Source organism: Butyrivibrio hungatei (assembly GCF_900101605.1).
In the GTDB taxonomy this organism is placed as follows: Bacteria; Bacillota; Clostridia; order Lachnospirales; family Lachnospiraceae; genus Butyrivibrio; species Butyrivibrio hungatei_B.
On the sequence record NZ_FMUR01000005.1, the window covers coordinates 193,051 to 218,144 of the forward strand.

The following is a 25,094-nucleotide window of genomic DNA, read 5'->3' on the forward strand; positions in this document are numbered from 1 at the left end:
GATACTCAAAAAAATGGCGCTTTTACTTATACGGTGGGAAAAATATATTACTTTATTTGGTTTGAGATATTATTTTGTCTACATCTTTCTGAACGTCTGAATCGCGAAGATTTTTTGGTAAATTCTTTGTTTTGAGAAGGAATGTCTCTTCAATTGCTTTATCGTTATTATCGATGACTATAACTCCAATATTTTCAAATTCGGTACCTGTTGATAATATTTTTTCTCTTTCAGGTTCACCTTTTTGAGGAGGAGTAATAGTGCTGTGTGAGTGACCGTCTACAATAAGGTCAAGTGGTACCGGAGCTATATTTTGTTCCGCGTTTCCTTTGGTCAAGGCGTTATAAACGTCAACACTTCGGCATTGATCTTTTTCAAATGCATCTTCAAGACCTAAATGAGCCAGGCAAATAACAATATCAGATCCGCTATTTTTTAATTCTGTAACCTGATCTCTGGAAATGTTGAGCAGTTTATCGCCGACAGCAACAGAGACTTTGGGGTCAAAAGTAGTTACATCAGGGGTAGCAACTCCAAAAAAGCCTATTGTTATTTTGTTTTTGGGATCATCTTCGTTTAAGGTGATCTTGTGGTTTTTAATAAAATCAAAAGTGTTTTCCTGCGTGACATTTGCATTTATCACTTTAAATGTTGCTCTTTCGATGTTGCCTTTAAGGTATTGCGCTTTATAAAATTCATGATTACCAAGGGTTGCAACATCATAACCTACTTTGTTCATCAGATCGATTGCATTACAATTATCGGGGGTTGTATAAATTGGTTTCTTTTTGTCGTTGCTAAAATCACCTGCGTCAATGACAAGGACATTAGCCTGATACTTGTCTTTTAAAGTCTTCTTTAAACCTGCAAGATATGGATAACCTTCAATCGCACCGTGTACATCGTTTGTTGTCAGGATTATTGTCTTGCCTTTGAGGGAAGAACTTTTATTCTTATTATTTGCTGCCAGTTCATCAAAATGACTGTATTCTTTGAAGTTTGGGGTCGGAATGGGATAGTTAATATCACCAACTTGGGCATTTGCAATTGAGCCACTGGCATTTGCTGTAAAGAAAAGGGTAGTGGCCATTGAAACTGACAGAAGGGCTTTAGTTGCTTTGTTTTTTATAATGTTCATGCCGATTTCCTCCTTTTGCTGTCTGAGTGTGAGCGATTGGATTTCTTTTCTTTGCTTGTTTTTTCGGGTGTGCCGCCAAAGAAGCTCGGGTTATATGAATTTATAATATTTGTAATGGTTGCATTTGCTTCTTCATCGGGACCGAGATTCTCTTTCATGTCATCGAGTGATACAAGGACAGATTTTTCAATTTTAGCTTTACCGTCTGTGTCTTTTCCGATGATAGTGATGCCTGCGTACTGAAGCATATATTTGCCTGACATGATAGGTTCACCGTTTCCGCCTGAGCTTATAAGAGTGTGAGAGTGACCGTCAAGAACCAGATCCAGAGGGTAATTAGCCTTGTATGTGGGATCGTTTTTCACTGCGTTGTATATATCGATACTTCTGTTTTGGTGGTCACCACGGTCATCTTCAAGGCCTAAGTGTGAAAGACAGATGATGATATCCGCACCATTATCTCCAAGAGAGTTTATCTGATATTTTGCGCAAGATAATGCCAGCGAGTCTTTTAACTTTTTGGCTGAAATATTATTTATGTTAGCTTCTCCTGTAAGGAGGCCGAAGAAACCAACCTTTATGCCTGTTTTGGAACTATTATATGTATAACTTGGGGCGCAAAAATAATCTTTTTCGGTAAGACTGTTAAATGCGTTCATCAATGCATTGTTGTCATTTTTATTATTTTTTTCGGCGGTTTCCAGTTCTGTACGAGCATCTTTTGTAACTAGATTTGAACAAATAACTTTGAATTTTGCTTTCGATAGATTTTTATCAAGCTTAACGAAACTTTCAAATTCATGATTGCCTAAAGTCGCGATATCATATCCGGCAGCGTTCATGGCTTCAACACCGGCCAAACCTTCTGAAGGTTCCATGCAGTTGGCACTGTCGGCGTCCTCATTATTGTGTTCAGGATTTTTGTCCTGGCTGAAATCTCCGGAGTCGACAAGGAGAACATCAGCATTGAGTTCATTTTTGAAAAAGTTTTTTAGTGATGCTACATATGGATATTTCTGTATAGCACCGTGTACATCGTTTGTGGAAATAATTACCAGCTTGTCGGACAGGTCTTTGCCTTCCGCTACCATTTTTTTGAAATCAGATATTTTTCCGTCAACAGACTCATTGTGTTCGTATGAGACGGTTTTTGTTTCGGCGTGTGCAACAGACGCACCGAAATTTGAAGAAAGAAAGATTGCTGTTGCCATTATCATAGACATTACAGCCCGAATGGCAGGTGCTTTGTTTACATTGTGTCTTTTCATACTACTACCTCCTGTGATGTTAAAAACGTTGTTATGTCGCGTAGTAAGCATATTGGGCCCCAATGCTTAATCAATAGTATAACGTAAAAAGAAAATTAATTAAACCCCTAAAATTTTAATTCAAATTTTAAGATGTTAAAAAAGCAAACCACTTCCCCGATATATGATCAAAGAAGTGGCTTGGTATATAAAAATTTTTATCTAAAAATCAGGTTAAAATAATCTGATCAATATTTACGTAGAATTAGAACCAGAAGAAATCATCCTCTTCTTCAGGGAATAATTCGTCAAAAATCGACTTCTCGCTCTGCTGATATGAAGGTGCGGGAGCGCCATCGGGCTTAGCAGGAACTGTTTCACCCTTAGGAGCGGCAGCTCCGTCGGGCTTGGCGGGAACTGTTTCACCCTTAGGAGCGGCAGCTCCGTCCGGTTTAGCGGGAACTGTTTCACCCTTAGGTGCAGCGGCTCCGTCCGGTTTTGGAGTGGATGTGCCACCCTTAGGTTGTGGAGTGGGCTTTGGCTGTGGTGAAGGTTTGGGCTGGGGCTGAGGTGTGTCACCGCATTTAGGCTGTGGTGAAGGCTTGGGCTGAGGTGTTGACTTGCCGTTGGTCTTTCCTGTGCAGCTGTTGTAATCCCAATCCCAATCGCAATCGAAGTCGCAATCAGCATCGCCGAAGAGGTTGAAACCAAATCCACCGATCATATCACTTACGAACTTGGAGATGTTTGAATCACCACCAAGGTTCTTGATGATGTCATCGAGAGAGAAGAGGAAATTATCTTCGATAGACTTGCTGTTGTTATCAAGAATTGTTACACCGATATTACGAAGAAGCATATCAGCTAACTTAAGGGGCAGAGCGCTTTCGCCTTCAGCGAAGAGAGAGCAACCGTCAAGAAGAAGATCTATGAAATCACATCCGGTTCCACCCTTTGAGGCACCTTTTGTGGCGCTCTTTCCGCCAAGGCCAAATAAATTGCCGAGAAGATCAAAGATTCCGCTACCGCCTTTGAGAGCATCACCCAAACCAAGCTGGGACATGCAGATAACGAGATCGGCACCGTCTTCTCTAAGAGACTGAGCCTGCTGTTCTGCACTTGTATACCACTCTGAATTCTTGGATAAGTCGTAATTAGCGTTGCAGCTAGCCTGGTAATCGGGGAGCCCGAAGAAACCAATCTTCATGTCTGAATTGGCACAGTCATACATGAAACTGTTGTCGCATAGATTGTTCTGCTTCATGATACTGTTAAAGCACTCGGATGACTGTGAGAAATCCTTTCCTTTACCTTTGCAAGCAGAATTCATTGCTTTATCGGCACAGTCAAAATTGACAATGTTACAGCCTGAATCAAAATAGTTATTTGCATTGGCTGTGGTTGCTGCTCCGAATCCGTAATTTCCGAAATTGGCATAATCGTATCCGGCTTCATTCATTGCAAGAAAAGCAGCATAGTCATTGTCGTAAGTATTCATGCACTGAGAACCGCCGTTTGCACTCCAGAATTTTTCCATATCTTTACCTTCACAGAAATCACCTGTGTCAATAAGTACAACGTCGGACTTTAAAGTGTCTTCAAAAAAGTTTTTAAGTGATGCTACATAAGGATATTTGTCGAAATTACACTGAGCGTCATTTGTAGAAAGAATGACTGTTTTATCTGAAAGATCTTTACCTTCGGCGGCAAGTTTCTTGAAATCATTGATGCTTCCGATCCCCGAAGAGTTATTTATATATACACCTTCTTTTCCTCCGGCATGTGCAACGGCTGCACCTATACCGGAAGTCAGAAAGATAGTCGATGCCAGAGTTAAGGACATGACGGTCCTGATGGCACGCGATTTTTTTACAGTGTGTCTTGTCATACTATTACCTCCTTTGTTAAAACCCCTGTAACTTTGTTAGTAAAATGTTACCAACATCTAAGCAATAGTATAACGCAAAATTTCTTTTTATAAAAGGTGTTATTCTAAATTTCTTTGAATTTCAAGGAGTTCAGACGTTTTAAAGACATATTTTTTGTTACAAAAATGACAACATAATTCAACGGGCTTACCCTCGTCAATCAGCTCCTGAAGCTCTTTTCGGCCAATTAACATAAGAGCTCTTTCGACCCTGTCTTTGTCACAGTTACAATAGAAATTTAAATCAATCTTGTCGGTGATCTCGACATCGAAGCCTTCAAGAAGTATGTTAAGCAGGTCTTCGGGAGTCTTTCCGGCTTTAAGGATATCTGTGACAGAAGAGAATTTTGTAAGATTTTCCTCAAGCTTTGTTATGACTTCTTCGGATGCAAAGGGCAGTAGCTGAATGATAAATCCGCCTGCGGCGATGACCGAGAGGTTTTCTCTTTCGACAAGAACACCGAGTCCGACTGAAGAAGGCGTCTGCTCTGACTTTGTAAAATAGTATGTGAGGTCTTCGGCAACTTCTCCGGTATAAAGGGGAACCTGGCCGACGTAGGGCTCTTTTAACCCCATATCCCTTATAACCGTGAGCGTTCCTTCGCCGATTCCGCCTCCTACATTTAAATGTCCGGATGAATTCGGTTCCATGACAACATATGGATTTGCAACATAACCCTTAACATTTCCGAATCGGTCTGCTGTTGCAAGAACTCCTTTTAAAGGACCGTCTCCGTCCATCTTTACGGTTATGAGGTCCTGGTCGTTATCCATCATTGTTCCCATCATGACTGTACCTGTCATAAGTCGTCCCAGCGCAGCTGCGGCAATGGGAGAGAGGTTGTGGGCCTTTCTTCCGTATTCGGCGAGATCCTTTGTCGTTGCCGCGAAAGCTCTTATCTGCGCATCTGCTGCGGTTGCGCGTACCATATAATCTTTATAAGACATAATTTATCCTCAACTTTCTTTAATTATCAATATCAAAAATGCAATTCGTATTGAATAATAAATGATTTCACCGTCAAAGTAAATGGCGCCGTAAGTTCACTGTTTTTGCGTATTATGTGGGTTTATTGGATTGACATAGATTTAACGCACAGATATAATTATTTTGTATAATCCTTAACAATCATCTATAAATTAAAGCGGGTGGCAAAAAAAGTTATTTTTGGGTACCGGCGTCATAAAATTACAAATATAAATTAAAGGAGCAGAATATGGCAGATAAGGAAATTTCTCAGGCGGTCATTTCCAGACTTCCACGATATTTCAGATATTTGGGAGATCTTAAAGAAAAGGGCGTTGAGAGAATATCATCTCAAGAACTTAGCGACATTATGAAAGTAACTGCTTCTCAGATAAGGCAGGATTTTAATAATTTTGGTGGTTTCGGTCAGCAGGGATACGGATATAACGTAGGTTATCTCTATGACGAGATCAGTAAGATCTTAGGAATTGACAAAGAACACAGCCTTGTTATTATCGGTGCGGGACACCTTGGCAAGGCAATTGCGGGATATACGAATTTCACAAGAAGAGGATTTGTTTTCAAGGGTGCATTTGACTGTAACCCCGAACTTTTCGGAACAAAGATAAGAGATGTTGAAGTTCGTCCCATTGATGAAGTAGAAGATTTTGTAAAAAATAATAAAATAGAAATTGCCGTTTTGACCATTCCGAAGGATCAGGCGGTTCCAATGGCTCACAGGCTTTGCGAGTGCGGAATTCAGGCTATCTGGAATTTTGCACATGTCGATCTTGAGGTACCTGACTATATTGTGGTAGAAAATGTACATTTATCTGACAGTTTGATGAAATTATCGTATAATATAAACAGGTCAGGAAAAAATGTTTAACTCAGGTGAGAAAAACTAATGGCAAAAGACAAAGAAGCTTATATGTCTGCGCTGGAGGGAAAAAATATTCCTATTTTGACGCTGGATAACAAATGGCACCAGCTGTTTACGCAGACGGAAATGACACCGGAGATCTCGAATCTTGCGGATGAACTGAATGCACTTGTCGAACGCGACGGAAAGCTGCGCAGTGAGACCAAGGACCTTAAGAAGGTTAAGAAGAAGCTTCTTGGTGAGATTGTGCCCCTTAGGGATGAAGCCAATAAAGCGGGCGATTCATCCGCTATTGAGAAAAAAATCGAAGACAGAACCAGGCTCATCAATGACTGTAATGAAAGGATCGAATCCTACGATGATGAGCTGAGGGACCTTTCTAAGAAGATATATGAAGCCGATTATGAGCTTATGATAGAAACGATGAAGGTATGCTATGAGAGACTTCATGAGAATACCGACTATATCACGGAGCTTGACAAATGGGTTTCGGATTTCAGGGTGCAGCTTAAGAAAAACATTGTTCTGATGCAGCAGGCGGAGATGGAAAATTACAATCTTTATTCCTATATGCATCAGATTTTTGGTCCGGAAGTTATTGAGATATTCGATATGAAATACGATCCGGACAGAAGACATCCTATTCGCAGGCCTCTTGCAGGCAATGACAAGGATTATACATCATAAAGTATTTAAAAGCTGCCTGTTGGCAGCTTTTTAAATACTTTTAATAGGGGGAGATAAGCATATGAGATATGCGGTTACAAGCGATGAGATGAAAAGATATGACAGGAACACTTCTGAGGTTTTCGGAGTGAGCACTGAGATTTTGATGGAAAGGGCGTCTCTTTGCGTTGCCGATGAGATTGAAAAATATATCTTATCAAAAGATGCGGACAGAAAATTTTCGGCACTCGTATTTGCGGGAGTCGGAAATAACGGCGGAGACGGCATTTGCACCGCAAGACTTCTGAAACAAAGAGGGATAAGAGTTAAGCTCGTTGTTGTCGGTGATATGACAAAGTGCAGCGAGCTGTGCCTTAAGCAGCTTAAGATTGCTGCAAATTACGGAATCAATAGTGACACTTTTTCCAATATAAGAGACAACAAAAGCCCTGCCGAATGGGATATCATTGTAGATGCAGTATTTGGTATAGGTATTTCACGTAATATCACGGGAAGTTATGCCGAAGTGATAGACTATATCAATGATTGCAAAAAAGAGAGAAAAAGCGACCTTTTTGTTATATCTGTAGACATTCCTTCGGGCGTGAGTGCCGATGACGGAAGAATATGCTCTGTATGCGTAAATGCTGACGAGACGGTTACATTTAACTGCGTAAAGCTGGGACATATACTTTATCCCGGATGCGAGCATGTCGGAAAACTTGTTGTCTGCGATGCGGGGATCACCGAGGAGAGTTTTTGCGGAAACACCCCGGAGTATTTCTTTTATGATGAAAAGCCGACAGCTCTTTTGCCCGAGAGAAGAAAGAATTCGAACAAAGGTACAAACGGTAAGATCCTTATCATGGCGGGATCGAAGGAAATAAGCGGAGCGTGCGTGCTGAGCGCGGGTGCGTGTCTTAAAGCGGGAGCGGGTATGGTCAGGGTATTTACTGCTTCCGAGAATGCGGAAGTTATAAAGACTGTCCTTCCTGAGGCGCTTATTGATACTTATGAAGATTATGAGCCTGTATCCGCTAAACTCGAAGAAGCGATGAATTGGTCGACTGCGGCGGTTGTGGGTCCCGGAATCGGAATGAACGGAAAAGGCGCGGAAATCCTTAAGTTTGTTCTTGCAAGATATGACAAGAATCTTGTTGTCGATGCGGATGGGCTTAATCATATCGCGGCAGACAAAGAACTTAGGAATCTTGCGGGCAACTTTAGCAGGAACGGAAGGAAGCTTATCCTGACACCACATCTTGCTGAATTTGCAAGGCTCTTTGGCAGAGATATAAACGAGTGTAAAAGAAATATTCTTTTTTACCCGAAAGAACTGGCAAATGAGCTTCACTGCACTGTTGTTTGCAAAGATGCACGAAGTGTTGTTAGTGACAGTAACGAAAAAAAGATTTATATTAATGTGAGTGGAAATGATGGCATGGCAACTGCGGGAAGCGGTGATGTGCTGTCGGGAGTTCTCGGAGCTTTGATGGGCACGGGGCTTGGCTCTTTTGAATGTGCCTGCGTTGGAGCGTATCTGCACGGAGCGGCGGGAGATCTGGCGGCTTCGAGGCACGGGAAGCTTTCTATGGTTGCTTCCGATATTGTAGAAGAACTTGAGAATATTTTGATTTAAAACGGATGGAATGAAGATGTACGATGAAAATTCAAGGGTCTGCGCAAGAGTGGACCTGGGTGCGATAGAATATAACCTTGAAGCCATGAAAGGGAATATACCTGACGGCGTAAGGATAATGGCGGTCATAAAGACGGATGCTTACGGACACGGTGCTCTTAGGATCGCACAGTTTTTGGAAGATAAAGATTATATATGGGGATATGCGACAGCTACGGCGGAAGAAGCGTTTGACTTAAGAGATAACGGCATAGATAAGCCTATTTTGGTTCTTGGATATACATTCCCTTATGCTTATGAGAAGATGCTTTCTCTTGGGATAAGACCTGCGGTATTTAGGGAAGATATGTTAAAAGAGCTCGGAGATTGCGCCGAAAAGCTGTTAAGGTCGGGAGTTATAAAAAATCCCGCTCCGATACATATCGCAGTTGATACGGGAATGTCAAGAATCGGAATCCGCCATGATAAGAGCGGAGAAGAGTTTGTCGGAAAGGCATTTGAAGTTGAAAGCCTTGAGATTGAAGGAATATTTACGCATTTTGCCCGCGCCGATGAAAAAGACCTTTCAAATGCAAAAGAAAGAGAGCAGATCTTTGCTGAGTTTGTGAAAAATGCGGAGACTGCGGCAGGAAGGAAGATACCGATTCATCATTGCGCAAATTCGGCAAGTATTATTTCAATTCCCGAATCTTCAATGGATATGGTAAGAGCCGGTGTTACGATCTACGGAATGTGGCCTTCGGATGAAGTTTCGAAGGATATCATAGACCTTAAGCCTGCAATGGAACTTGTAAGCCATATAGTAATGATAAAAGAAGTTCCTGCGGGAACACCCGTAAGCTACGGCGGAACCTTTGTTACGGACAGTGCTTCAAAGATCGCGACAATACCTGTTGGATACGGAGATGGCTATCCGAGAAGCCTTTCGAATAAGGGATATGTTCTTATAAACGGACATCGCGCAAATATTCTCGGAAGAGTATGCATGGACCAGTTTATGGTCGATGTTACCGATATTCCCGATGTTAAGGAAGGAGATAAAGTAATCCTTCTGGGAAAAGATCCCGTTTCGGGCGAAACGATCTCAGCGGAGACACTCGGAGATTTAAGCGGACGCTTTAACTATGAGCTTACCTGCGATATCAATCACAGAGTTCCGCGAGTATATATTTAATATTTTAGCTAAAAGGAGAACTTGACTTATAAAAGTTCTCTTTTTTTTACCTTTTTTATGAAACTCCCGAGTACTCGACACGGGTGCGTATTTCGTATAAAATTTTTATAGAAGTTTTGCAAGGGAGTATTTATATGATATCTATTTTGACTACAGCAGCTAACGCTATACTGAGTCTTGCCATAACTGCGCTTAAGGCTTTTTTATCCATGCTCACATGGTTTCTTAAGCTGTTTTTTAGTTTACTCAAATACCTGTATTGCGTTTTACCTGTGACTGCTGTTGTATTCTGCGGGCTGTATTGTCTTAATACATTTCTTTTGCTTTCCGGTAGCGCCGGCCCCGATAAGATTTCCACAGAAGCTTTATCAAATGAGAGACTTGAACAGACCGCGGAGGATTTTCTTAAGACGGGGAATTCGGAAGTCGGATATTTTTATAATGAACTCGTGAACTGGTGGAAAGGAGAAATAGGCAAATACGAGGGCTCGTTTTCTTTTATTATTCTTCTTGTTCTGAGCTTTATCCTGCTTACACCGGTAGTTGGCGTCATTCTTGGCATAACCGTACTTTTTTCCTACGGAAGGATACTTCTTTACGCCGTTGTCGCCGATATGGCTTTCTATGTAGGATTTGCGATAGTCGGCAAGGGATTTATGAGTGTAATGCAAAACAGGTATTACAAGATCTTTCCCGATGCAGGTAAAAGGCATGTTGTAAAAGAGTATGCCAAATGGAAAAAAGAGAAAAAAGAAGCGTCTCCCGAAAATGAAGGATTCTACGATGACAGACCGCGCTATGAAGACAGAGAATTCTACGACGACAGACCGCGCTACGATGACAGAGAATACTATGGGGAGAGAGCGCGCTATGACGAAAGAGAATACTACGACCGCGGCTATGGGGATGCGGGATATGCGGGCTATGAGGACGACGAACCGTATGACGATGCGGAGTATGATGATGAATTCTACGAAGAAGAATATTATGAAGATGAGTATTACGAGGAAGATGCGGATGAATCATCCTACGGCTACGAAAGAGAACCTGCGGTAGCTGCGGCGGGTGCGCAGGGATTTGATTTTTTTGCCGGCTGTAAAAGCAGGGAAAGTGCTGAACGAAAGTATAAAAGTCTTGTAAAACTCTACCATCCCGACAACATGGATGGAGATAACGGCGCACTGCAGGAGATTAATGTACAGTATGATAAGGTAAAGAAGCATTTTAGCTAATATTGTCGGAATTATATATAGTACATTATGCTAAAATGTGGTATATTTTAATTTGAGGTTTTAGGTTTATTTTAATCAATCGCGTATCAGGAGGGCTGATTATGGACGAAGGCTTGCCTTCTGCCAGTTTTCTTTTACTTGCGGCTGTTCTTATAGCCGATATCTTTGTTTTCGGATTTGATGCGGCAATAACCCGCGTCAAGGAAGAGGATGTCGAGAATAAGAGTCGTGAGAATAAAAATAAAGTTGCTTCGGGACTTCTTAAGATCATGGAAAATCCCGAGAAACATATAAGAGCCATGAATGTTTTTGCGGCAGCGGTCAACATGCTTCTCGGAGGAATTGTCACAAAAGGTATCGGAAGATATATTGCATATATTCTGGATTTTGGCGGAGCTTATGTTGCAACCCGCATTACATATTGCCTGACAGGCGCAGTGATATTGCTTCTTACAATGAGTTTTGGTGTCAGAATACCTGAACGGCTTGCGGTCAGATGTCCCGAAAAATGGGCGACCGCGTGTTATTATCCTGTTGTTTTTATGAGATATCTGGTTACTCCGCTGGTTGCAATTGTAAGAGTGGTTTCCGGCACGGTATTATATCTCTTTGGCGTAAGAGGAGATGAGAATCTTACCGATGTCACCACGGAAGGAATCATTTCAATGGTTTCCGAAGGCCAGGAGCAGGGCGTGCTTCAGGAGACAGAGGCAGATATGATCTCGAATATCTTTGAGTTTTCGGACAAGGAAGCTCAGGATATCATGACAAACAGAAATGCAATGGTTGCCATTGATGCGAACATGACTCTTAAAGAGGCTGTCGGATTTATGATGGATACCAACAATTCCAGATTTCCGGTCTACCTTGACGACATCGATCATATTATCGGCATCATGCATATACGTGATGCGATGAAGAAACTGTCAGAGGAAACAGAAAAAGATCTTCCGATCAGGAAGATAAAGGGACTTCTTCGTCAGCCCAAGTTTGTTCCCGAGACCAGGAATATTGATTCTCTTTTTCACAATATGCAATCTTCCAAGACGCAGATGGTTGTTGTAATTGATGAATATGGTCAGACCGCGGGACTTGTATCCATGGAGGACATTCTTGAAGAGATTGTCGGAAATATCATGGATGAATATGACGAAGACGAAAACTACATCAAACCCACAAAGAACAGGGATGAGTTTATTGTAGAGGGCTCAACGCCCATTGAAGTATTGGAAAAGAAATTTGAAATGTCTTTCGGTGAACTTGAGTTTGAGACTTTGAACGGATTTCTTATCTCGAAACTTGACAGGATACCGGAGGAAGACGACGAATTCAGCGTCGAAGTTAACGGCTATAGTTTCACGATTCTTTCCGTTGGCAATCATATGGTACAGAGCGTACTTATGAAGAAACTTCCAAGAGAGGAAAGTGCAGAGGGCGAGAAAGACTCGGAATTAGCAAAATAGAGTTTATATTGAGGAATGAAAGGAATTTTATATGTCAGGACATTCAAAATTTGCTAACATCAAGCACAAGAAAGAAAAAAATGATGCGGCAAAGGGAAAGATTTTTACTATTATCGGTAGAGAAATAGCAGTTGCCGTTAAGGAGGGAGGTCCGGATCCGTCAAACAACTTCAAGCTTGCAACGGTTATTGCAAAGGCAAAAGCAAATAACATGCCAAATGATACCATTGAGAGAGGTATCAAGAAAGCATCCGGCGCAGAAGGCGGAGTTGATTACAAGAGCATCACATACGAAGGATACGGCCCCGGTGGAACAGCCATCATCGTTGAAGCTCTCACAGACAATCAGAACAGAACAGCAGCTAACGTAAAGAGTGCTTTCACAAAGGGAAACGGAAACGTCGGAACTCCGGGCTGCGTATCATACATGTTCGACAATAAGGGACAGATCCTTATCGATAAGGAAGAGTGCAAGATGTCTTCAGACGATCTCATGATGCTTGTTCTCGATGCGGGAGCAGATGATTTCAATGAAGAGGATGACAGCTACGAGGTACTTACAACTCCTGAGAAATTCCAGGCTGTTGTCGAAGCTCTCGGCAAGGAAAATATCGAGACAGCATCTGCGGAAGTAACAATGATTCCTCAGAATTACGTATCTGTTACAGATCCCGATACTGTTAAATATCTTCAGAGAATACTTGATCTTCTTGATGAAGATGATGATGTTCAGGCTGTATATCACAACTGGGAAGAGCCTGAAGAATAATTTAAAGATTATGATGGGAATAAAATGAGGGGAGTCCTAAAGAATGAAACTGAGACGAAAAATACCGACATTGTGCATATGGCTTTTATTCATACTCTTCAATGCGTTGATGGTTGGTTGTTCAGGCTATTTTTTAGGGCTTTTTCCACCCTCAAACAGACTTGGATTCACATTGATCTTTTCCACACTGGGTATTATTTGGACTAACGCGGTCGCGTTACTTGCGGGTAAGGTTTTCGACAGCGTTAAGCTTTACAGATATACTCACAAAAAAGGCTTTGAGATCTTTTATAAAGTCGCGGTTGCCTGCCTTATCATTGCTGCATTTGTTTACAGATACAGAACTATTGCGGTGGGCGATCCGATCTTTACGGGAAATACGTCTTTGCTTGACAATGCGATAGTTGGATCCGACAGCGTTTCATACGAACAGGATCTTCTGTCCATTACTTATTCCAAACTTCTTGGTTTCTTTATGATCTTTACCAGAAATATGTCTGAGACCGTGTATGTGTATGAAGCATTTCTTGCTTGTGTGTTCATCATGTTCACAGGTTCGGCGGTAAAACTTCTTTTAGGGCCTATAGCATCTATTATCTATATCGGTTATGTATCTTTCATGCCCGCATTTCTTAGGACATTTGCAGATAAAGAGCTCAACACGGACAGAATCTTTTATGTTATGTTCGGAATAGAGATCTATGTTGTAATTCGATATCTGAAGCAAATATATACCGTGGAATGTAAGGGACCGGCATTTATGATACTGTTCTTCCTGGTGGGAGTAACGGTAGGCTTTTTGGGTTATGTCGATGCCGGAACTTTTGTTGCGGTTTTTCCGTTTCTTATTTCTGTTTTGTTTATGGCGGAGGGAAGCCTCGCAAATGGCGGAAAAAGCCTGCTTGTAGTGCTCGGCGGAACGCTGTTCACATTCCTTGTTATGATGATACAGGAAGCCGGTATCGGAAATGTAGGTGTTGTTTTTTCTAAATGGATGTCATATTATTTCCATGAAGTGGGTCCCATAAAACCTTTCTTCATTTATTCGGAGAATAAGATTGCGTACCTCATCACGGTAGTTTTGATGTCAGCTGTTTTTGCCGGATATTTAAGGAGCAAAGACGCGGATAATATAATCCCCTGGCTCTTTGGAATGATCTTTCTCTTTGTGATGCAGCCAAGTCTCGGTGAGACCAGAATAATCTCTCAGTTTGTGGTAACAGTTTACTACGGATTTATTCTCGGATGTGTTGCCATGCTTGTTTCTCAGGGTCCCAAAAAAGAATCGGAGATCATTGAGGAAGAGGAAGAAGAGGAAGAATCAGATCCTGAAAACAACTATGCATATAAGAAGGCTTCTGAAATGAGCGGCTTTGGCAATCATGGAGAGAATTCTCTTGCTGCCCGCAATCGCCGTGCTACCGACCGAAGAGAAGGATTTATGACCGGCGAGCTCATTGGTGAGGGAGAAATCATGGACAGAGGCGGAGCTTATGAAAAAGAGCTTCGTGAGAAAAAGCGCCGTGAAAGAGAAGAACGTGCAAGAGAACGTCGTGAGCGCCGTGAGCAGTTGGCCAGAGAAAGAGGACTGCGTTTACAGGAAGAGCGTGAAGAGCGCGAAAGAGGACGCGAAAAAGATCGCGAAGACGATAGGGCTACAAAGCAGCTTGATGTGGAAGAAGTTCGTGAAAGAGAACGTGCTGAACAAAGAGCTGCCGAAGAACGCGAAAACGAGCTTTTGGAGCAGGATGATGACAAAGAACGTCGCGAACAGGAAGAGCTTAAGGAAGAAGAAGCTCGCGAGATGGAGCGTCGCGACATAGAAGAACGTGCAAAGGTACTTCGTGAGAGAGCTAAACAGGGAAGATTCGGACGAGACATGGAAGCTCCCGAAGATGAAGAACCTGAGCAGGAAGAGCGTGAGCAGGCAGAACGTGAAGAGCAGGAAAGACTTGAGCGTGAGCAGGCAGAGCGTGAAGAACAGGAAAAACTTGAGCGTGAGCAGGCAGAGCGTGAAGAGCAGGAAAGACTTGAGCGTGAGCAGGCAGAGCGTGAAGAACAGGAAAGACTTGAGCGTGAGCAGGCAGAGCGTGAAGAGCAGGAAAGACTTGCACGCGAGCAGGCAGAACGCGAAGAGCAGGAAAGACTTGCACGTGAACAGGCAGAACGTGAAGAACGAGAGAGAATTCTCCGGGAACAGGAAGAGCTTGTCAGAAAACGTCGCGAGCAGGAAGAACAGGATAGAATCAGACGCGAGCAGGAGGAGCGCGAAGAGCGTGAGAGAATCCTCCGTGAGCAGGAAGAACTTGAAAGACAGCGTCGTGAGCAGGCAGAACGCGAAGAGCAGGAAAGACTCGAGCGTGAGCAGGCAGAGCGCGAAGAACAGGAGAAACTTCAACGCGAGCAGGAAGAGCGCGAGGAACAGGAAAGACTTGAGCGTGAGCAGGCAGAGCGTGAAGAACAGGAAAGACTTCAACGCGGACAGGCAGAACGTGAAGAACAGGAAAGACTTGAGCGTGAACAGGCAGTACGTGAAAGAATCCTTCGTGAGCAGGAGGCCAGAGCCAAAATGCTTCACGAACGTGCAGCGCTTGCTCGTATTCAGCGTGAGCAAGAAGCGCAGGAGGAACAGGAAAGATTGCAACTTGAACAGGGAACACGTGAAAAGATTTTACGTGATCGAAGAGAAAGAGAAAGATTACAACGTGAACAGGAAGCTCTCGAGCGAGTTATGCGAGAGCAGGAAGAGAGCATAAGGCGTCAGCGTGAACAGGAAAATCAGGAAGAGCAAGCCAGAGTTCAGCGTGAGCAGGAAGCACGTATAAGATTGCAGCGTGCAAGAATGCTTCGTGAGCAGGCAGAACGTGAGCGACTTCTTTTTGAAGCACCTGTAGAACCTGAAGCTGAGCTTAGCGTACCTGAAGATCGTGAAGATAAATTCCGCGAGATCGAAGAACGCAGGAAGATGCCGCGTGAGCAGCAGGAGCAGGAGATACGCCGCCGTGAACTTGAAGAGCAGGCTAGAGCTATGCGTGCTAAAGAAGAGCAGGAAGAGCTTGCCAGAATTCAGCATGAACAGCAGGAGCGTATCAGACTTCAGCGTGCTCAGATCCTTCGTGAGCAGGAACAGAGAGCAAGACTTATTGAGAAGGAAGAGCGTGAGCAGGCAGAGCGCGAAAGACTTCAGCGTGAACAGGCAGAACGTGCCGAGCTGGAGAGACAGCGCCGCGAGCAGGCAGAGCGTGAAGAACGCGCCAGAATGATACGTGAGCGCGAAGAACGTGAAAGAATCATGCGCGAGCGCGAGAGATTGCGCCGTGAGCAGGAAGAGCGTCAGAGACTTATGCGCGAACAGGCAGAACGCGAAGAGCAGGAAAGGCTTGAGCGTGAACGTGCAGAGCGCGAAGAACAGGAAAGACTTGAGCGTGAACGTGCAGAGCGCGAAGAACAGGAAAGACTTGAGCGTGAACGTGCAGAGCGCGAAGAACAGGAAAGACTTGAGCGTGAACGTGCAGAGCGCGAAGAACAGGAAAGACTTGAGCGTGAACGTGCAGAGCGCGAAGAGCGTGAAAGACAGCAGCGCGAGCAGGCAGAGCGTGAAGAACGTGAGAGACAGCAGCGTGAGCAGGCAGAACGTGAAGAACGCGAAAGACAGCAGCGCGAGCAGGCAGAACGTGAAGAACGCGAAAGACAGCAGCGCGAGCAGGCAGAACGTGAAGAACGTGAAAGACAGCAGCGCGAGCAGGCAGAGCGTGAAGAACGTGAAAGACAGCAGCGTGAGCAGGCAGAGCGTGAAGAACGTGAAAGACAGCAGCGTGAGCAAGAAGCACGTGAAGAAGAACTCAGTGAGGAAGAAGAACTCGAGAGAGAGCGTCGTGAGCAGGAAGAACGCGAAAGAAAGATCATCGAAGAGGAAGAAAGATTCTTTGCTGAGGAAAGAAAGCGTCAGGAGCAGGAAGAAGAGGAAGCAAGAGCCCGTCGTGAGCAGGAGCGCATAAAGAGAATCCGTGCCCGTGAAGAGAAGAAGAATATCCGCTTCGTTCCCGAGGGAATGGTTCTTCCTAAGGAAACTGAAGCTGATGCTTCCGATGCAAGAAGTGCCGAGCCCAGGATGAAGATGCCTGAATACAACGGTACAATTTCGATACACAGAAATAACAAAGAAGCGGTTAAGGTAAGTGCTGCCGGTTCAAAGACTGATTTTGATTTTGATTTCAGTTCCGGAGACGACTTTGACATTTAAGGAAGGCTGATTGATGAATATAGAAAATTTATCTGCATATGAGATCGTTGAAAAGAGACATATAGACGATCTTAACTCAGACAGTTATTTGATGAGACATAAAAAGACAGGGGCGAGAGTTGCAATTCTTTCAAATGATGAAGAGAATAAGGTTTTTGCCATAGGTTTTAGGACTCCGCCTAAAGATTCCACGGGAGTTGCTCATATAATCGAGCATACGGTTCTTTGCGGATCTGAAAAATACCCGATAAAAGATCCTTTTCTTGAACTTGCAAAAGGATCGCTCAATACTTTTTTGAACGCCATGACATTTCCGGATAAGACCGTATATCCGGTTGCAAGCTGTAATGACGCTGATTTCCAGAATCTTATGGACGTTTATCTGGATGCGGTTTTTTATCCGAATATCTACAAGACAGACAAGATTTTCAGCCAGGAAGGCTGGCATTATGAAATGGAAAATGACGACTCCGAGCTTACAATAAACGGAGTCGTTTACAATGAGATGAAGGGGGCATTTTCATCTGCTGATGATGTGCTTTCAAGAGAAATACAGGCTTCTCTTTATCCCGATATCACATATGGAATGGAATCGGGCGGAGACCCTGATGTCATCCCGGAACTTACATATGAGGATTATCTTGATTTTCACAGGAAATATTATCACCCTTCAAACAGCTATATTTATCTTTACGGAAATATGGATTTTGTTTCGAAACTTGATTATATCGACAAGAACTACCTTTCAAGATTTGATCGTCTTGATGTTGATTCAAAGATTGAGAGACAGGAAGCATTTAAAGAGCCTAAGGAGATAGTAAAACCTTATCCGATCCTTTCCGAAGAAAAGATAGATAAAAATACTTATCTTTCATATAACTGCAGCGTTGGATCGACTCTCGATCAAAAGCTCTACATTGCTTTTGATATTTTGGATTATGCGCTCTGTTCCGCACCCGGTGCGCCTATCAAGAAGGCACTTATCGAAAGAGGAATCGGACAGGACGTTTACAGCGAGTATGACAACGGAATACAGCAGCCTGTTTTTTCAATCATTGCAAAAAATGCCGATGCTTCGCAGAAGGATGAATTTGTTGAAGTTATAAGATCTGTGCTTAAAGAGCAGGCTGAAAACGGAATTGATAAGAAAGCTCTTTTGGCAGGGCTTAATTATGATGAATTTAAGTATAGAGAGGCTGATTTTGGCAGATATCCCAAGGGGCTTTTGTACGGACTTCAGGTTTTCGACAGCTGGCTCTATGATGATAACAGACCTTGGATAAATGTTGAGGCTAATGCCACATTCGCGGAACTTAAAAAAGAAGTTCAGGGTAGATATTTCGAGGAACTTATCGAGAAATATCTTTTGTCCAATAATCACAGGACAGTGCTCATGCTTGAGCCCGTTCCGGGACTTACAGATAAGAAGGACGAAGAACTTAAGAAAAAACTTGCGGATTACAAAGCATCTCTTTCAGCTGAAGAGATTGCAGAGATTGTAAAGTATACCGCAGATCTCAAGGAATATCAGGATACACCCGATTCGCCGGAAGATCTTAAGAAGATTCCGCTTCTTGAACTTAAGGATCTTAAGAGAGAGGCTGAGAAATTTATCTATGAGAAAAAAGAAGAGAACGGAGTCGATATTCTTTTCCATAATATTTTTACAAACGGAATTGTCTATCTGACATTTGTTTTTGACTTGAAAAATCTTGATGCAAAGCTTATTCCGTATGTTTCGGTACTTAAGAAAGTAATCGGAATGATGGATACGGAAAATTACAGCTACGGCGATCTTTTTAACGAGATCAACATAAAGACGGGCGGAATCACAGGAACTATAAGCACATATACGGATTCGGATGATGTAACTAAGTTTACGACAACTCTAGAAGTCAGCGTAAAGGTTCTTCATGAGAATCTTCATGATGCTTTTGAACTTGTAAAAGAGATAATCACAAAGACTAAGCTTGATGACGGCAGAAGACTTAAGGAAATATTCGGCGAGCAGTATGCAAGACTTCAGTCAGATCTTGCCGCCGCCGGACATCAGACAAGTGCGGTCAGAGCAATGTCTTATGTTTCACCTGCTGCAGCTGTTTCGGACAGAACAGGCGGAATCGGATATTTCAGACATCTTGAGGGACTTCTTTCTGAGATTGAAACTTCCGAAGGTGCAAAAGAGATATCGGAAAAGCTTAAATCTCTTTGCAATGCGATATTCAGAGCGGAAAATCTTTTGGTTGACGTTACATGTTCTGATAAAGAGTATGCGGGAGTTCCTGAAGAGAGTAAGCTCTTTGCGGATTCTCTTTTTACAGATGACTATGAAAAAGTTAAGTTCGAGATCGAGACAAGCAGAAGAAATGAGGCATTTAAGACGGCCGGACAGGTTCAGTACGTATGCCGCGCAGGAAATTTTGCATCGAAGGGACTTAAGTATAACGGCGCGCTTCGTGTCCTCAAGGTTATGATGGGATATGATTATCTCTGGAAGAACATCAGAGTCATCGGCGGAGCTTACGGCTGCATGAGCAGTTATGCAAAGAACGGTGATTCGGCATTTGTAACTTACAGGGATCCCAATCTTAAGAACAGTATCGATGTATTTGAGAATGCATCTGAGTATCTTAAGAATTTTGACGAGGACGAGAGAGTTATTCTTAAATACATAATTGGTGCGATTTCCGACCTCGACACACCAAAAACTCCTGCCGCAAAAGGAACTTACGGTCTTTCTGCGTATATCTGCAATTCCAAGATGGACAGGATCCAGCGTTGCAGAGACGAACTTCTCGGAACAACAAAGGAGACTATAAGAGGCTTAAGCAAATATGTTGATGCATTTATGGAAGATAAGTGCCTTTGCGTAATAGGAAGTTCTGAAAAGATCGATTCGGAGAAAGAACTGTTTGATAATATTGAGCAGCTTGTAAATAAGTGATCTTGTGCTTATGCACACATGGGTAAAAATATGAGAAAAAGATTTATTCAAAAGAAAGTATTTATTATTTTCGCATGTGTGACTTTATTTGTTTTGACAGCTATGGGATGCGGAAGTTCAGCTGACAGCTCGTCGGAATCTTCGGATATGAGAGCGGAGTCACCCGCTGATACCGTAAACGCCGGAAGACCTAATAGGGCCGGTATGAAAAGCGTTGCTGCAGAAGATGCGGCTATGACCGAACAGGCGGTTGAAAGTGAAGCTTTTGAAGTTGAGGAAGTCGCCGATACAGGCGGTGATGCGGCGCAGCAGGAAGCCGAAGCTGTAGCGGATACTTCAAGAAAACTTATCACTACGATGGAAATGAGTGCCGAGACGGATAATTTCGATGAGGCGTCTACTCAGATAGAAGCAAAAGTCGGCGAACTCGGCGGATATATCGAGTCAAGCGATATATATAACGGAAGTTCGTACGGCGACGATCGCAGCAGGGAAAATAGAAGAGCAAACTATGTTATAAGGATTCCCGCCGATAAGCTTAAGGAATTTGTTGACGGGATCGGCGAAGCATATAATATCACGAGCAGACTTACAAATGTTGAGGATGTAACGCTTCAGTATGTTGATCTTGAGAGCAAGAAGAAAGCTCTTTTGACCGAGGAAGAGAGTTTGCTTAAGATACTTGAATCCGCTCAAACGGTGGAAGATATCATCACTGTGCAGGACAGACTTTCACAGGTGAGATATCAGCTTGAGAATATGGAGTCCCAGCTTAGAACTTTTGACAACCAGATTGATTACAGCACTGTAAACTTAAGCCTTGAAGAGGTTGCAAAGTATACGCCTGTTGAAGAAAAAGGTGCCTTTGCAAGAATGGGCGAGGGCTTTGTTGAGAGCCTTAAATCTGTAGGAAATGCGATAAAAGAATTTATTGTATGGTTTGTGATACATATTCCTCAGCTTTTGTTCCTTGCCATTTTTGTTGCGGTTATCTGGATAAGTGTCAAGAAATACAGAGAAATGAAAAAGGCAAAACCTGTAGTTGATGCCGAAAAGAAAACAGAAGGTAAAGATGGAGAATAATTTTAAGACCGGTTACATAGCGCTTATAGGACGTCCGAATGTCGGAAAGTCGACGCTTATGAACCAGATGATAGGTCAGAAGATCGCGATAACTTCGTGTAAGCCGCAGACCACCAGAAACAAGATAATGACTGTTTATACGGATGACCTGTGTCAGATGATCTTTTTGGATACACCGGGTATTCACGAGACAAAGAATAAGCTTGGCGAGTATATGACCAAGGTTGCGAAGAGTACACTCGACGAAGTTGATGTGGTCTTGTGGCTCGTTGAACCAAGTACATTTATTGGCGCGGGCGAACAGGGAATTATCGAGGAGTTAAAGAAGTGCGGGAAGCCGGTCATACTTGTTATAAATAAGATCGATACGGTAGATAAAGACAATCTTTCGAAATTTGAAGATGCGTATAAGAGCAGGATGGATTTTGCAAAGGTTGTACATACTGCGGCGCTTCGAAGAATAAATGTCGATGAGGTAATGAATGCGATAAGAGAGTTCCTTCCCGTCGGACCTCCTTTTTACGATGAAGACACTCTTACCGATCAGCCTGAGAGGCAGATTGTTGCTGAGATCATCAGAGAAAAGGCTCTCAGACTTATGAAAGATGAGGTTCCTCACGGAATCGCCGTTACGGTTGAGCGAATGAGAGAACGCGAAGACAAGGAACTCATGGATATCGAAGCTACGATCATCTGTGAGAGAGAGTCTCACAAGGGAATCGTCATAGGTAAAGGCGGAGCGATGCTTAAAAGAATCGGCTCAAACGCAAGAAAAGATATCGAAGAACTTGTTGGGATCAAAGTAAATCTTCAGTTGTGGGTCAAAGTCAGAAAAGACTGGAGAGATGACAAGACGCAGCTTAAGAGTTTTGGATATGATGTCAGAGGCATAAACTGAGAAAATGGTAACAGTTATATGGAAGAATTGGTAAATGTAAAAGGCATGGTCATAAAACATTCTCCCGTCGGGGATTATGACTGGGTAGCAACCGTGTTTACGGCCGACAGAGGCAAGATAACCGCCTTTGCGAGAAATGCAAGAAAACCCGGAAGTAAGCTGGCCGGAAGTGTTGAGCCTTTTTGCTTCGGAACGTTTAAACTTTTTGCCGGAAGGAATTCCTATACGATCGTCGAAGCTGACATAGAAAATTATTTTGAAGGTTTTAGACAAGATCTGGAAGGTGCCTGCTATGGCACCTTTTTTCTTGAGATAGCTTCTTTTTATACAAGAGAAAACAATGAGGACAAAGAACTTTTAAATCTTTTGTATATTTCTCTGAAGGCTCTTTTGAATGAAAAGATCGGGAACAATCTTGTCAGATGTATCTATGAAATAAAGGCTCTGTGCATAGAAGGAGAGTTTCCCGGAATTCCCGGCGGAAGGAAATTTCTTGATTCTACAGTGTATACAGTCAATTATATAGCGACAAGTCCGCTTAAGAAGCTGTATTCATTCGATGTTTCAAAAGAAGTGCTTTCGGAACTTGAGGATATTACCGCAGAATACAGGAAAAGATCTATCGATAAACCTCTTAAAAGCCTTGAAATGCTGGAGAGTCTGTATAATGTGCGTTAGTATTGAAAAAAAAATACTATTTGGATATAATATCATTTGTTTGCTGGAAAAACAGTTTAGTTTATAGAAAAGGAGGGCATCAGCACAACTATGCAGGGTAATATAATTCGACTTAATAAAATGATGAAGAAGATAGCCGTTGTTTTCATGACTGCAACTATTTTCGTTGTGCTCGCAGGATGCGGAGAAGAGAAAAAGGACATTACGTCAATTAAGATTGACAGAAAAGGAAACATCACAAGTGTAATCTATGATGATTTTGCCGGAGAGAATTACAGTCAGGAGGAGTTTGAGACTGCCAATTCTGCAAGGGTTGAAGCATATAATGAAGAGTGCCTTGGTGAGAGAATTACTGTTGAATCAGTTGAGAAAAACGAAGAGACATCTAAGATTAAGGTTGTTATGACATATGACAGCCCTGACGACTATAAAAAGTTTAATGGTAAAGTTCTTTTTTACGGAACCGTTAAAGAAGCAGAAAAAGCGGGATACACGCTTACAGATAAGCTTGTAGACAGTGAGAGAAAGGCACCGGATAAGAACATCTTAAAAAAATATAAGAATAAGCATGTTATCATTGTAGAGGACAAGACAACAATTTTTGTACCTTACAATATTGATTACGTGTCTGTAGGTGCAAGATATACCGGCAAAAAGGGAGTTGATCTGTCGGGTTGCAGTACACAGCTCGTAGAGATACTTCTTTCAAAATAAAAAAATATTCGCAGGAATGGAGACAGACAATGGAAAATAGTGCAAAGACAATGGAAAAAATTATAGCTCTTGCAAAAGGAAGAGGCTTTGTACATCCGGGCAGTGAGATTTACGGCGGACTTGCAAACACATGGGATTACGGAATTTTAGGTGTTGAGCTTAAGAACAACATTAAGAAGGCTTGGTGGCAGAAGTTTGTTCAGGAGAGCCCTACCAACGTAGGCGTTGACTGTGCCATTCTTATGAATCCCCAGACATGGGTTGCTTCAGGACATATTGGAAGTTTCTCAGATCCTCTTATGGATTGTAAAGAATGTCATGAGCGTTTCAGAGCAGATAAGATCATTGAAGATTATGCTGCAGAGAATGGAATCACACTTGAGTCAAGTGTTGACGGCTGGTCACAGGAGCAGATGAAGGCTTACATCGAGGAGAACAATATTCCTTGTCCTACCTGCGGTAAGCATAATTTTACAGATATCAGACAGTTTAACCTTATGTTTAAGACTTTCCAGGGCGTTACAGAGGATGCCAAGAATACGGTATACCTTCGTCCGGAGACTGCACAGGGTATTTTTGTCAACTTCAAAAATGTTCAGAGAACATCACGTAAGAAGATTCCTTTTGGTATTTGCCAGGTTGGTAAGTCATTCAGAAATGAGATCACACCCGGTAACTTCATTTTCCGTGTAAGAGAATTCGAGCAGATGGAGATGGAGTTCTTCTGTGAGCCTGATACAGACCTTGAATGGTTTGCATACTGGAAGCAGTTTTGTATTGATTTCCTTAAGAGCCTTGGCATGAAGGAAGAAGAGATGAGAGTAAGGGATCACGATCCTGAAGAGCTTTCATTCTATTCAAAGGCTACAACGGACATCGAGTTCCTTTTCCCGTTCGGATGGGGAGAACTTTGGGGAATCGCAGACAGAACAGACTACGATCTTACACAGCATCAGAATGTATCCGGTGAAGATATGACATATTTCGATGATGAGAAGAGAGTTAAATATCTTCCTTTTGTTATCGAGCCTTCACTTGGTGTTGAGAGATTGTTCCTTGCTATGCTTTGCGGAGCATATGACGAGGAGGAGATCGGAGAGGGCGATGTAAGAACCGTTCTTCATTTCCATCCCGCTCTTGCACCTGTTAAGATCGGAATTCTTCCTCTTTCAAAGAAGCTTAACGAAGGTGCTGAGAAGATCTATGCTCAGCTTTCGAAGAAATACAATTGCGAATTTGACGACCGTGGAAATATCGGTAAGAGATATCGCAGACAGGATGAGATTGGAACTCCTTTCTGCATCACATATGATTTTGACTCTGAGACAGACGGAAAAGTTACCGTAAGATTCAGAGACAGCATGGAGCAGGAACGTGTTGCTATTGATGAGCTTGAGACTTATTTTGCTGACAAGTTTACATTATAAGG

At 42.7% G+C, this 25,094-nt stretch carries 18 protein-coding genes; 14 read left to right on the forward strand and 4 right to left on the reverse strand.

Translation table 11 applies throughout. From position 1 onward, the window contains the following. Window positions 1-52 precede the first annotated feature (52 nt). The 4 genes from BLP87_RS04620 to hslO form a co-directional block, all read right to left on the reverse strand. Window positions 53-1,138 (reverse strand): metallophosphoesterase, encoded by a 1,086-nt coding sequence (locus BLP87_RS04620; RefSeq protein ID WP_074461656.1) that lies wholly within the window; start codon window positions 1,136-1,138, stop codon window positions 53-55. Then, the gene (locus BLP87_RS04625; protein WP_074461657.1) at window positions 1,135-2,406 is read right to left on the reverse strand and encodes a metallophosphoesterase; all 1,272 of its coding nucleotides are present in this window, start codon (window positions 2,404-2,406) and stop codon (window positions 1,135-1,137) included. The genes BLP87_RS04620 and BLP87_RS04625 overlap by 4 nt, the downstream gene beginning before the upstream one ends. A gap of 244 nt (window positions 2,407-2,650) precedes the next feature. Continuing rightward, complete coding sequence (locus tag BLP87_RS04630) at window positions 2,651-4,273, reverse strand: bifunctional UDP-sugar hydrolase/5'-nucleotidase (RefSeq protein WP_074461658.1); 1,623 nt, start codon at window positions 4,271-4,273, stop codon at window positions 2,651-2,653. A 99-nt stretch (window positions 4,274-4,372) separates the two neighbouring features. Beyond that, window positions 4,373-5,260: an Hsp33 family molecular chaperone HslO gene (hslO, locus tag BLP87_RS04635; RefSeq protein ID WP_074461659.1), complete on the reverse strand. Its 888-nt coding sequence runs from the start codon at window positions 5,258-5,260 to the stop codon at window positions 4,373-4,375. Between the two features lie 269 nt (window positions 5,261-5,529). Here hslO and BLP87_RS04640 point away from each other — a divergent pair, with 269 nt between their 5' ends. From BLP87_RS04640 to BLP87_RS04705, 14 genes are all read left to right on the forward strand, one after another. Then, window positions 5,530-6,168 carry a redox-sensing transcriptional repressor Rex gene (locus BLP87_RS04640; protein WP_074461660.1) on the forward strand — a complete coding sequence of 213 codons (639 nt, stop codon included), beginning with the start codon at window positions 5,530-5,532 and terminating at the stop codon, window positions 6,166-6,168. An 18-nt stretch (window positions 6,169-6,186) separates the two neighbouring features. After that, window positions 6,187-6,849: a hypothetical protein gene (locus BLP87_RS04645; RefSeq protein ID WP_074461661.1), complete on the forward strand. Its 663-nt coding sequence runs from the start codon at window positions 6,187-6,189 to the stop codon at window positions 6,847-6,849. A gap of 61 nt (window positions 6,850-6,910) precedes the next feature. After that, window positions 6,911-8,467, forward strand: a complete 1,557-nt coding sequence (locus BLP87_RS04650) for a bifunctional ADP-dependent NAD(P)H-hydrate dehydratase/NAD(P)H-hydrate epimerase (protein WP_074461662.1) — start codon at window positions 6,911-6,913, stop codon at window positions 8,465-8,467. 10 nt (window positions 8,468-8,477) lie between these two features. Beyond that, window positions 8,478-9,641 (forward strand): alanine racemase, encoded by a 1,164-nt coding sequence (gene alr / locus BLP87_RS04655; protein ID WP_074461663.1) that lies wholly within the window; start codon window positions 8,478-8,480, stop codon window positions 9,639-9,641. 134 nt (window positions 9,642-9,775) lie between these two features. Next, a complete protein-coding gene (locus tag BLP87_RS04660) occupies window positions 9,776-10,873 on the forward strand; it encodes a hypothetical protein (RefSeq protein ID WP_074461664.1) in 1,098 nt (365 codons plus the stop codon). A gap of 101 nt (window positions 10,874-10,974) precedes the next feature. After that, complete coding sequence (locus BLP87_RS04665; protein ID WP_074461665.1) at window positions 10,975-12,336, forward strand: hemolysin family protein; 1,362 nt, start codon at window positions 10,975-10,977, stop codon at window positions 12,334-12,336. Window positions 12,337-12,367: 31 nt separating this feature from the next. Continuing rightward, complete coding sequence (locus BLP87_RS04670) at window positions 12,368-13,105, forward strand: YebC/PmpR family DNA-binding transcriptional regulator (RefSeq protein WP_074461666.1); 738 nt, start codon at window positions 12,368-12,370, stop codon at window positions 13,103-13,105. A gap of 43 nt (window positions 13,106-13,148) precedes the next feature. Continuing rightward, window positions 13,149-17,348: a hypothetical protein gene (locus BLP87_RS04675; protein ID WP_074461667.1), complete on the forward strand. Its 4,200-nt coding sequence runs from the start codon at window positions 13,149-13,151 to the stop codon at window positions 17,346-17,348. 13 nt (window positions 17,349-17,361) lie between these two features. Next, a complete protein-coding gene (locus BLP87_RS04680) occupies window positions 17,362-20,292 on the forward strand; it encodes an insulinase family protein (RefSeq protein WP_074461668.1) in 2,931 nt (976 codons plus the stop codon). Window positions 20,293-20,322: 30 nt separating this feature from the next. Further along, window positions 20,323-21,375 (forward strand): DUF4349 domain-containing protein, encoded by a 1,053-nt coding sequence (locus BLP87_RS04685; protein WP_074461669.1) that lies wholly within the window; start codon window positions 20,323-20,325, stop codon window positions 21,373-21,375. After that, window positions 21,365-22,273 (forward strand): GTPase Era, encoded by a 909-nt coding sequence (gene era, locus BLP87_RS04690; protein WP_074461670.1) that lies wholly within the window; start codon window positions 21,365-21,367, stop codon window positions 22,271-22,273. Before BLP87_RS04685 ends, era begins: the two co-directional genes overlap by 11 nt. Window positions 22,274-22,291: 18 nt before the next feature. After that, window positions 22,292-22,951, forward strand: coding sequence for a DNA repair protein RecO (gene recO / locus BLP87_RS04695; RefSeq protein ID WP_074461671.1), 660 nt, complete (start codon window positions 22,292-22,294; stop codon window positions 22,949-22,951). Window positions 22,952-23,041: 90 nt separating this feature from the next. Then, window positions 23,042-23,665, forward strand: coding sequence for a hypothetical protein (locus tag BLP87_RS04700; RefSeq protein WP_074461672.1), 624 nt, complete (start codon window positions 23,042-23,044; stop codon window positions 23,663-23,665). Between the two features lie 29 nt (window positions 23,666-23,694). Further along, window positions 23,695-25,092, forward strand: a complete 1,398-nt coding sequence (locus tag BLP87_RS04705; protein WP_074461673.1) for a glycine--tRNA ligase — start codon at window positions 23,695-23,697, stop codon at window positions 25,090-25,092. Window positions 25,093-25,094: the final 2 nt, after the last annotated feature.

Bases quoted from the DNA above. Each gene is read 5' to 3' on its own strand.
- BLP87_RS04620 (WP_074461656.1), bottom strand. From the start codon at position 1,138: ATGAACATTATAAAAAACAAAGCAACTAAAGCCCTTCTGTCAGTTTCA.
- BLP87_RS04625 (WP_074461657.1), bottom strand. From the start codon at position 2,406: ATGAAAAGACACAATGTAAACAAAGCACCTGCCATTCGGGCTGTAATG.
- BLP87_RS04630 (WP_074461658.1), bottom strand. From the start codon at position 4,273: ATGACAAGACACACTGTAAAAAAATCGCGTGCCATCAGGACCGTCATG.
- hslO (WP_074461659.1), bottom strand. From the start codon at position 5,260: ATGTCTTATAAAGATTATATGGTACGCGCAACCGCAGCAGATGCGCAG.
- BLP87_RS04640 (WP_074461660.1), top strand. From the start codon at position 5,530: ATGGCAGATAAGGAAATTTCTCAGGCGGTCATTTCCAGACTTCCACGA.
- BLP87_RS04645 (WP_074461661.1), top strand. From the start codon at position 6,187: ATGGCAAAAGACAAAGAAGCTTATATGTCTGCGCTGGAGGGAAAAAAT.
- BLP87_RS04650 (WP_074461662.1), top strand. From the start codon at position 6,911: ATGAGATATGCGGTTACAAGCGATGAGATGAAAAGATATGACAGGAAC.
- alr (WP_074461663.1), top strand. From the start codon at position 8,478: ATGAAGATGTACGATGAAAATTCAAGGGTCTGCGCAAGAGTGGACCTG.
- BLP87_RS04660 (WP_074461664.1), top strand. From the start codon at position 9,776: ATGATATCTATTTTGACTACAGCAGCTAACGCTATACTGAGTCTTGCC.
- BLP87_RS04665 (WP_074461665.1), top strand. From the start codon at position 10,975: ATGGACGAAGGCTTGCCTTCTGCCAGTTTTCTTTTACTTGCGGCTGTT.
- BLP87_RS04670 (WP_074461666.1), top strand. From the start codon at position 12,368: ATGTCAGGACATTCAAAATTTGCTAACATCAAGCACAAGAAAGAAAAA.
- BLP87_RS04675 (WP_074461667.1), top strand. From the start codon at position 13,149: ATGAAACTGAGACGAAAAATACCGACATTGTGCATATGGCTTTTATTC.
- BLP87_RS04680 (WP_074461668.1), top strand. From the start codon at position 17,362: ATGAATATAGAAAATTTATCTGCATATGAGATCGTTGAAAAGAGACAT.
- BLP87_RS04685 (WP_074461669.1), top strand. From the start codon at position 20,323: ATGAGAAAAAGATTTATTCAAAAGAAAGTATTTATTATTTTCGCATGT.
- era (WP_074461670.1), top strand. From the start codon at position 21,365: ATGGAGAATAATTTTAAGACCGGTTACATAGCGCTTATAGGACGTCCG.
- recO (WP_074461671.1), top strand. From the start codon at position 22,292: ATGGAAGAATTGGTAAATGTAAAAGGCATGGTCATAAAACATTCTCCC.
- BLP87_RS04700 (WP_074461672.1), top strand. From the start codon at position 23,042: ATGCAGGGTAATATAATTCGACTTAATAAAATGATGAAGAAGATAGCC.
- BLP87_RS04705 (WP_074461673.1), top strand. From the start codon at position 23,695: ATGGAAAATAGTGCAAAGACAATGGAAAAAATTATAGCTCTTGCAAAA.